Genomic DNA, 8,532 nt, shown 5'->3' on the forward strand with positions numbered 1-8,532 from the left:
CGTGAGAGGTGCGCATGACCGACGACGCCCCCGCCCGGCCCCGCCGCCGTACGCTGCTCCTCGCCGTGGGCTCGGCCGGGATCGCCGCCCTGACGGCGGGCTGCTCCGGGTCCTCCCGCGCCACCGGGTCCGCCGCCCGGCAGCGGGCGGCGGCCGCCGCCGCGGCGGCCACGCCCTCGCCCGGCGCGGCCGCCGTTCCCCGGTGCGTGCTCACCCCGGAGGCCGGCACCGGCCCGTACTACCTCGACCTCGACCGGGCGCGCTCCGACGTCACCGAGGGCCGGGACGGCGTACCGCTGCGGCTGGACCTGACCGTGGTCCGGGTCTCCGCCGGCTGCCGGCCGCTCGCCGGGGTGCCGATCGACCTCTGGCAGGCCGACGCCTCCGGCACGTACTCGCTCGGCGGCGACAGCTTCCTGCGGGGCACCCAGATCACCGACCGGGCCGGCCGGGTGACGTTCCGGACCATCGTGCCCGGCTGGTACGCCGGGCTGGCCCCGCACATCCACTTCAAGGTGCGCCCGGAGACCCGGACCGAGACCGCCTCCCAGCTCTTCTTCCCGGAACCGCTGCTGCGCCGGATCTACGCCACCGAGCCCTACGCCGCCCGCACCGCCCCGAAGAACCCCAACGGCCGCGACAGCCGCTACCGCGAGTTCGGCCCGAGCATGACCCTCAAGCCGGTCCCGGACGGGGACTCCGGCTACCAGGCCGAGTACGTCGTCGGCATCGCCTGACCGCTACCGGTCGCGCAGGCGCGACAGGTCCTCCCCGGCCAGGTCCGCCCGCCCGGCCAGGGCCGCGTGCACGGCGTCCAGCACCGGCAGCGGCGCCAGGGCGGTGGCCAGGGCCACGTCCTTGGCGGCCAGCCGCACCGGGAAGTACACCCCCTCCGCGTACGCCCGGGCGACCGCGCCCGCCAGCGGGCCCTTGGCCAGTTCGGCGCGCAGCAGTTCCTCGGGCAGGCCCAGCTCCCGGCCGAGCCGCAGGGCCTCGGCGACCAGCGCGACCCCGCCGATCGCCGCGTTGATGAGCACCAGCTTGAGCGCGGCCCCCGACCCGGCCGGCCCGCACCGGGTGACCTCGCCGAGCCGGCCGAGCAGCTCGGCGACCGGCCCCGGCAGGGGGCCGCCCGCCAGCACCCACAGCTGCCCGGCCGCGGCACGGTCGACGCTGCCCATGACGGGCGCGTCGGTCAGCGTCACCCCGGCGGGCAGCCGCCCGGCCAGCTCCCGTACGGCGTCCGGGCCGATGGTGGAGGTGTCGATCCAGTGGGTGCCGGGTCGCAGCGCCGGCAGGATCTCCTCGGCGACGGCGAGCGCCGCGTCCGGGTCGGCCAGCATGGTGATCACGACATCGGCGTCACGGACGGCCTCCGCCGCCGAGGCCGCGACGGTGGCGCCCTCCGCGGCGAGCGGGGCCGCCTTGGCCGCCGTACGGTTCCAGACGGTCAACGGGACTCCGGACGCCAGCAGGTGACGGGCCATCGGCAGGCCCATGGACCCGAGTCCGAGGAAGGCGGTCTTCTCGATCTTCTCCATGCCCCGACGCTAGGAGCCGCCCCGGCATGCCACAAGCGAATGTCTAGCATGGCCACCATGCCCACCTCGCAGAGCTTGAGCCTGTACGCGGTCTTCCTGCGGGTCGCCCGCGACCGCTCCTTCACCGCGGCCGCACGGGCCCTCGGCTACACCCAGTCCGCCGTGTCCCGGCAGGTCCAGGCGCTGGAGGACGAATGGGGCACGGCGCTGTTCGACCGGCTGCCGCGCGGGGTGCGGCTGACCGAGGCGGGCCGCACCCTGCTGCCGCACGCCGAGGCGGTCGAGGCCCGGCTGGCGACGGCCCGGGCCGAGATCGAGGCGCTGCGCACGCTGGCCGCCGGCCGGCTGCGGGTCGGGGGGATCGCCACCGCCGACGCCCAGTTGCTGCCGAGCGCGCTGGCCGCGTTCCGGGCCCGGCACCCGGGGGTCTCGGTCACCCGGGCCGAGGGGCTGTCGGCCGGGCTGCTGCGCCTCCTGGCCGCCGGCGAGCTGGACCTCGCCGTGGTCGCGGCCCCCGACGGCCGGCCGGACGGGGTGGACCTGCACCATCTGCTGGACGAGCGGATGTACGTCGCCCTGCCCCGGACCCACCCGCTCGCGGACCGCGCCGTCCTGCGGCTGACCGAGCTCGCGGACGAGGAGTGGATCGCCGGGAGCGCCCGGCCGGAAGACACCTTGATGCGCACGGCCGTGGCCGACGGGTTCCGGCCGCGCACGGGCTTCGTGGTCGCCGACTGGATCGCCAAACAGGGCTTCGTCGCGGCCGGTCTGGGCATCACCCTGGTGCCGGCGCTCGCGGCCTCGGCCGCCCGGCCCGACCTCGCCCTGGTCGCGCTGCACCCCGAGGACGCCCCCTGGCGCGCGGTGTACGCGGCCACCCCGCGCGGACCGTCCCCCTCCCCCGCCGTCACCGTTTTCCTGGGGCTGCTGCGCGCGGCCGCGGCGCGGCTGGCAGGCTGAGCGGCATGAAGATCGCCGCGGCCCAGCTGACCTGTGTCCCCGCCGACGTACCCGCCAACGTCGCCCGGGCCACGGCCCTGGCCGTCCGGGCGCGCGAGGAGGGGGCCGGGCTCCTCGTCCTGCCCGAACTCGTCCTCACCGGCTACGAGCTGCGGGCCGTGGCCGAGGACCCGTCCCTGTGGGTCACGCCCGAGGACCCGCGGCTGGACCCGCTGCGCTCCAGCGGCATCGCCACCGTCGTCAACTGCGCCGCGCCCGGCCCGGGCGGGCGCCCGGTGATCGCCTCGCTGGTCTTCGGCCCGGCCGGCGTCCTGCTGACGACGTACGCCAAGCAGCACCTGTACGAGCAGGAGCGGGACCATTTCTCGGCGGGCGACCGCGACGGCCGCTTCGAGCTCGGCGGCCTGCGCTTCTGCCTGGCCACCTGCTTCGACAACCACGTCCCGGAGCTGGCGGCACGGGGCGCGGCGGACGGCTGCCGGGTGCACCTGGCCAGCTCGCTGTACGGCACGGGCAACGGCGTGCGCGAGCGGGCCGCCCTGCACCCCGCCCTCGCCCGCGACCACGGGCTGTACGTCGCCCTGGCCAACCACGTGGGCCCGGCCGGGCCGTGGACGGGCTGCGGCGGGGCCGCGGTGTGGGCACCGGACGGCACCCTGCTGGCCGAGGCGGACGACCGGGCACCGGGGCTGGCGGTCGCGGAGGTGCCGGGGGCGGTGGCGGAGGTGCCGGGGCCGGTGGCGGAGGCGCCGGTGACGGGTCCGGGGGCGGTGGCGGGGCGCTGAGCCGGCCCGGGCGGCGGGCCGTCAGGCCGGTTCGCGCATCCGGTACTTGGCGCCCCAGGCGCTCAAGGGCGCCAGGGCGTCGTTGAGTTCGACGCCGATCGGGGTGAGCGAGTACTCGACGCGGGGCGGGACCTCGTCGTAGACCTCGCGGTGGACGATGCCGTCCGCCTCCATCTCGCGCAGGTGCGCGGCGAGGACCTTCTCGGTGATTCCGTCGATGCTGCGGCGCAGTTCACCGAACCGGCGCGGGCCGCTCTCCAGCATCCACAGGACGACGACCTTCCACTTCCCGCCCATCACCTCCATCGCCGCGTCGAGCCCGCACTCCGCCGAGCCCGGCCGCTTCGTCACCGCCATGTCCGCTCCCCCTGCCGTACCTTCATGACCCGCTTGCTCACTTCAGGGTAAGCACCCACTTCGAAGTGCGTACTTGATCCACTTCCGGCCGGGGCCAAGGCTGGGGGGCATGACGCATTCCACGAACACCCGTACGAACGCCATCGCCGCCCGGTCCGCCCGCACCCCCGTCGCCCTCCTCGGCCTCGGCGCCATGGGCACCGCCCTCGCCCGCGCCTGGCTGGCGGCCGGGCACCCCGTGACCGTCTGGAACCGCACCCCCGCCCGCGCCGGGGCCCTGGCTGCCGAGGGCGCCACCGTCGCCGCCACGGCCGCCGAGGCGGTGGCCGCGGCCGAGCTGGTCGTCGTCTGCCTGCTGGACGACGCCTCGGTCGGCTCGACCCTCGCCGACGCCGACCTGACCGGCAAGGACCTGGTCGACCTGGTCACCGGCACCCCGGGCGAGGCCCGGGACCGGGCGGTCTGGGCCGAGGCCCGCGGGGCCCGGTTCCTGGACGGCGGGATCATGGCGGTGCCGCCGATGATCGGGGTGCCGGACTCCGGCGGCTACGTCTTCTACAGCGGCTCCCACGAGCTGTTCGACCGGCACCGGCAGGCCCTGGAGGTCCTGGCGGGCGCCCGTTACGTGGGGACGGACCCGGGCTCGGCGGCCCTGCACGACGGGGCCCTGCTGTGCGCCATGTACGGGCTCTTCGCCGGGATGACCCACGCCTTCGCCCTGGTCGAGGGCGAGGACGTGGACCGTGCGGCCTTCACCTCGGTGCTGACCGCATGGCTGGGCGCGATGACCGCCGTGCACGCCGCCGGCGCGGCGGCCGGCCCCGCCTCGCCGCTGGCCATGCAGGTGACGGCCGCCGGCACCCTGCTGCGCACGACGGAGGAGCAGGGTGTCAGCCCCGAGCTGGTCCTGCCGTACTTCCGCCTGATGGAGCGCCAGCTCGCCCGCGGTGGCGACGAGGCCGCCGGCCTGATCACCCTGCTCCGCGACCGGGCGTAGCCGGGCGGGTCGGACCCCGGCTCAGCCCTGCCGCGGGTCCCGGTACGGCGCGGGCGCCGGGCCGAAGCCGCCGTGCGGCTGGGGGTGGCCACCGGGAACCTGCGGGTGGCCGCCCGGGGCCTGCGGGTATCCCCCCGGGGCCTGGGCGTAGCCGCCGGGCGCCTGGGCGTAGGTGCCGGGGGCCTGCGGGTGGCCGCCGGGCGCCGGGGGCCGGTGGTCGCCGGTCTCGGCGGGGGTCTCGGGCTCGGCGTCGTCGGCGCCGGTCAGTTCGCGGACCATCAGCGTGGCGCCCGCGACCGCGCCCGGCATCAGGAAGACCGCCACCAGCGGCACCAGGAAGGCCAGCACCAGCGGTACGCCGAAGCCCAGGGCCATCGCTCGGTGGGACCGCAGCAGGGCGAGCCGCTCCGGGAGCTCCATCCGGCGGCGCTGGAGGGCGACGCCGGTGAGCTCCATGCTGAGGAAGAAGCCGGAGACGCAGAAGCCGATCACCGGGACGACGGTCTGGCCGATCACGGGGACGAAGCCCAGGGCGAAGAGCAGGATGCCGTACAGCGCCACCCGGGCCAGCAGCCGCAGGCTGTCGCGGGCCGAGATCCACAGCTCGCGGCCGAGCGAGAGCCCGGACTCGGGCACCTCACCGCCCTCGGTGCGGTCGACCTGCTCCGACAGGGACTCGTAGAACGGCTCACCGATCAGCAGGGTCACCGCGGTGAAGGTGATCACGGCGAGGAACAGCCCGAGGCAGAAGACCAGGGCGGTCAGGAAGCCGCGGAAGAGGCCCAGCCAGGGCGAGCCCCAGCCGTCGGCGAACGGGGTCGCCCAGGACACCAGGTCGTCGGCACCGTAGCCGAGTCCGATCAGCGCACCGGCGTACAGCACCAGCGCCACCAGCCCCGGCAGCAGCCCGAAGCCGAACCAGCGGCCGTGCCGCGCCACCCATCGCTGCCCGGCCATGAGGTGGCCGAATCCCCGCCCAAGATCTCCCATGGGACGGAAGCTTACGGGCGCCGGACGGCGCAGGCCGCACCCCCGGTCGGGGGGTGCGGCCTGCGGCGGCCTTCGGCCGGGTGCGCGCGCCACGCGGGACGCGCGCGGGGGCGAGCCGTCAGACGGCGAGCTCGACCGTGATGTTGCCGCGGGTGGCCTTGGAGTACGGGCAGACCTGGTGGGCCTTCTCGATGAGCTCCTTGGCCTTGGCGTCGTCCACGTTCGGGATCACGGCGGAGATCTTGACGATCAGGCCGAAGCCCTCGTCGTTCTTGCCGATGCCGACCTCGGCGGTCACGGTGGAGCCGGAGATGTCGGCGCCCTCGTTGCGGGCGACGACGCCGAGGGCGCCCTGGAAGCAGGCGCTGTAGCCGGCGGCGAACAGCTGCTCCGGGTTGGTGCCGGCGCCGCTGCCGCCCATGGCCTTGGGCGGGTTCACGACGACGTCGAGCTGGCCGTCGTCGGTGGCGACGCGACCGTCACGGCCGTTCTCGGCGGTGGCCACGGCGGTGTAGAGCACGTCGGACTGCTGGATGGACATGCGAAGAGATCCTCCTGGTCGTCGTCCCGACTCGCGCCCACGGTCGTGACGGTGTAGGGCAGAGCCTAACCGGTGAATGAAACGATCATCTTTCCGGTGTTCTCACCGCGCAGCATGCCGAGGAAGGCCTCGGTGGCGTTCTCGACGCCCTCGACCACCGTCTCGTCGTAGACGAGCTCGCCGGAGCGCAGCCAGCCGGCCACGTCGGAGACGAAGCGGTCCTGGATGCCGTAGTGGTCGCCGACCAGGATGCCCTGGAGGCGCAGCCGCTTGCCGATGACCGCGACGAGGTTGCGCGGGCCGGGGGCCGGCTCGGTGTCGTTGTACTGGGCGATGGCGCCGCAGAGGGTGGCGCGGCCGTGCACCTTGAGCGCGCCGATGGCCGCTTCGAGGTGGTCGCCGCCGACGTTGTCGAAGTAGACGTCGATGCCCTCGGGGGCGGCCGCCTTGAGCTGCTCGGCGACGGGGCCGTACTTGTAGTTGAAGGCGGCGTCGAAGCCGTACTTCTCCGTGAGCAGCTTGATCTTCTCGTCGGAGCCGGCCGAGCCGACGACCCGCGAGGCGCCCTTGATCCGGGCGAACTGGCCGACGAGGCTGCCGACCGCACCGGCCGCGCCGGAGACGAACACGGCGTCGCCCTCCTTGAAGGAGGCGGTCTCGAAGAGGCCGGCGTACGCGGTCAGGCCCGGCATGCCGAGCACGCCCAGGTACGTGGAGAGCGGGGCGAGCGAGCCGTCCACCTTGGTCGCGTGGGCCGCGTCGACGTCCGCGTACTCGCGCCAGCCGAGCCCGTGCAGGACGTGGTCGCCGACCGCGAAGCCCTCGGCCTCGGAGGCGATGACCTCGCCGACCGCGCCGCCGTCCATCGGACGGTCGAGCTGGAAGGGCGGGATGTACGACTTCACGTCGTTCATCCGGCCGCGCATGTACGGGTCCACGGACATGTGGAGGTTGCGCACGAGGATCCGGCCGGACGCGGGAGCGGTGACGGGCACCTCGCGCAGGGCGAAGTCCTCGGCGACGGGCCAGCCCTGGGGACGGCGGACCAGGTGCCACTCGCGGCTGACGGCAGGGATGACGGACATGGAGGGCTCCAAGGGAAGATTACTTCAGGAACTGAAACAACCATGCGGCTTGATATTTCATGTTGTCAAGTAAACCGCTACGCTGATGCCATGCCCAGTCGTCGTACGGATCCCCTGACCGCCGAGGTCGTCGAGCTCATCGGCGATGTCGTGGCCCGCTACCACCAGGAGTACGAGCAGGCGGCCGCGAGCCACCAGCTCACCGGCGCGCAGGCGCGCGTGCTCGGACTGCTGGCCGGGGAAGCGACGCCGATGCGGCGGATCGCGCAGAAGCTGAAGTGTGAGCCGTCCAACATCACCGGGATCGTGGACCGGCTGGAGGGCCGTGGCCTGGTCGAACGCCGACCGGACCCGGCCGACCGCCGGGTGAAGCTGGCCGCCGCCACGGACGAGGGGCGGCAGACCGCGGACCGGCTGAGGGAGTCCCTGGACTTCGCCCGGGAGCCGCTGGCGGCGCTGTCGGAGGACGAGCGCACGGTGCTGCGGGACCTGCTGCGGCGGATGCTGGGCTGAGACCGGGCACCTCGGGCGGCGATCCGGGCGGGCCGGGCCAGGACGCGGCGGGTCAGCAGGTGCCGAAGAGCTTCTCGATCCAGCTGCAGGACTTGGTCGGCTTCGGGCTGGGGCTCGGCGTCGGTGGGGCCGGGTTGCCCGGCGGGGGCGAGGCGCCGCCCGGGCCCGTGGTGGCCGAGGGGCCGCCGGAGGCCGAGGGTCCCGGGTCGGCGCTCGCCGACGGGGCCCTGGTCGAGGCCGACGGCGAGGGCGAGGCGGCCGCGGACCGGGAGGCCCCCCGGTCCGCGGCCGGCGTGCTCTTGGCCGAGGCCTTCGGGGCCTGGCCCAGCGTGGGCTTCACCGTGCCGGGCCCGGCCGGGGCCGTGGGCGCGGGTGCGTCCGGGGTCTGCCCGTCGGTCAGGACGACGCTGGAGGCGCGGTCGGTGGCCGAGGCGGGCGCCTCGGCGGTGATCCGGGCCACCACGAACGAGCCCAGCGCGGCGATCAACAGCCCGAGCCCGGCCGTCATGGCGGCCTTGCGGCGCCGCCGCTCCCCCGCGCGGCGCCGGCCGGAGCCGCCGCGGCCCGCGTAGGGCGCGGCGAGCACGACGAGCCCGTCGGCATCGGCCTCACCCCCACCGGCCGCCGCCGCGCCGTCGACGCCGGCCCCGGGCATGCCGTCCGGGCCGTACGCGGACGGGGCCGGGCCGGGGTCGTACGCCGCTGGGCCGGGGTCGTAGGAGGCCGGGCCCGGGTCGTAGGCCGCGGGCGGGTAGCCGTAGGC

Annotated in this window: 11 protein-coding genes; 5 read left to right on the forward strand and 6 right to left on the reverse strand. The window is 75.3% G+C overall.

What is annotated here, in order from left to right; genetic code table 11:
- Positions 1-14 precede the first annotated feature (14 nt).
- A complete protein-coding gene (locus tag EF918_RS28045; protein ID WP_125651723.1) occupies positions 15-737 on the forward strand; it encodes an intradiol ring-cleavage dioxygenase in 723 nt (240 codons plus the stop codon).
- A 3-nt stretch (positions 738-740) separates the two neighbouring features.
- On the opposite strand, the gene EF918_RS28050 is transcribed toward EF918_RS28045, so the two are convergent.
- The gene (locus EF918_RS28050) at positions 741-1,541 is read right to left on the reverse strand and encodes an NAD(P)-dependent oxidoreductase (protein WP_185921951.1); all 801 of its coding nucleotides are present in this window, start codon (positions 1,539-1,541) and stop codon (positions 741-743) included.
- A 57-nt stretch (positions 1,542-1,598) separates the two neighbouring features.
- On the opposite strand from EF918_RS28050, the gene EF918_RS28055 reads away from it, so the two are divergent.
- Both EF918_RS28055 and EF918_RS28060 read left to right on the forward strand, forming a co-directional pair.
- A complete protein-coding gene (locus EF918_RS28055) occupies positions 1,599-2,501 on the forward strand; it encodes a LysR family transcriptional regulator (protein ID WP_125651724.1) in 903 nt (300 codons plus the stop codon).
- A gap of 5 nt (positions 2,502-2,506) precedes the next feature.
- Positions 2,507-3,286: a carbon-nitrogen hydrolase family protein gene (locus tag EF918_RS28060; RefSeq protein ID WP_125651725.1), complete on the forward strand. Its 780-nt coding sequence runs from the start codon at positions 2,507-2,509 to the stop codon at positions 3,284-3,286.
- Positions 3,287-3,307: 21 nt separating this feature from the next.
- Here EF918_RS28060 and EF918_RS28065 read toward each other — a convergent pair whose 3' ends face one another.
- On the reverse strand, positions 3,308-3,643 hold the full coding sequence (locus tag EF918_RS28065) for a helix-turn-helix domain-containing protein (RefSeq protein ID WP_125651726.1): 336 nt from the start codon (positions 3,641-3,643) through the stop codon (positions 3,308-3,310).
- Between the two features lie 109 nt (positions 3,644-3,752).
- Between EF918_RS28065 and EF918_RS28070 the strand changes: the two genes are divergently transcribed.
- Positions 3,753-4,640: an NAD(P)-dependent oxidoreductase gene (locus tag EF918_RS28070; protein WP_125651727.1), complete on the forward strand. Its 888-nt coding sequence runs from the start codon at positions 3,753-3,755 to the stop codon at positions 4,638-4,640.
- A 21-nt stretch (positions 4,641-4,661) separates the two neighbouring features.
- On the opposite strand, the gene EF918_RS28075 is transcribed toward EF918_RS28070, so the two are convergent.
- The 3 genes from EF918_RS28075 to EF918_RS28085 form a co-directional block, all read right to left on the reverse strand.
- Complete coding sequence (locus EF918_RS28075; RefSeq protein WP_125651728.1) at positions 4,662-5,630, reverse strand: EI24 domain-containing protein; 969 nt, start codon at positions 5,628-5,630, stop codon at positions 4,662-4,664.
- A 118-nt stretch (positions 5,631-5,748) separates the two neighbouring features.
- Positions 5,749-6,171 carry an organic hydroperoxide resistance protein gene (locus EF918_RS28080; RefSeq protein ID WP_125651729.1) on the reverse strand — a complete coding sequence of 141 codons (423 nt, stop codon included), beginning with the start codon at positions 6,169-6,171 and terminating at the stop codon, positions 5,749-5,751.
- Between the two features lie 65 nt (positions 6,172-6,236).
- A complete protein-coding gene (locus EF918_RS28085; RefSeq protein ID WP_125651730.1) occupies positions 6,237-7,256 on the reverse strand; it encodes an NADP-dependent oxidoreductase in 1,020 nt (339 codons plus the stop codon).
- 90 nt (positions 7,257-7,346) lie between these two features.
- Here EF918_RS28085 and EF918_RS28090 point away from each other — a divergent pair, with 90 nt between their 5' ends.
- Complete coding sequence (locus EF918_RS28090) at positions 7,347-7,769, forward strand: MarR family winged helix-turn-helix transcriptional regulator (protein ID WP_125651731.1); 423 nt, start codon at positions 7,347-7,349, stop codon at positions 7,767-7,769.
- A 52-nt stretch (positions 7,770-7,821) separates the two neighbouring features.
- Here EF918_RS28090 and EF918_RS37300 read toward each other — a convergent pair.
- Positions 7,822-8,532 (reverse strand): hypothetical protein (locus EF918_RS37300; protein WP_185921952.1); only part of this gene is annotated, 711 nt, incomplete at its 5' end.

This window comes from Streptomyces sp. WAC06614 (assembly GCF_003949795.1).
GTDB lineage: Bacteria > Actinomycetota > Actinomycetes > Streptomycetales > Streptomycetaceae > Streptomyces.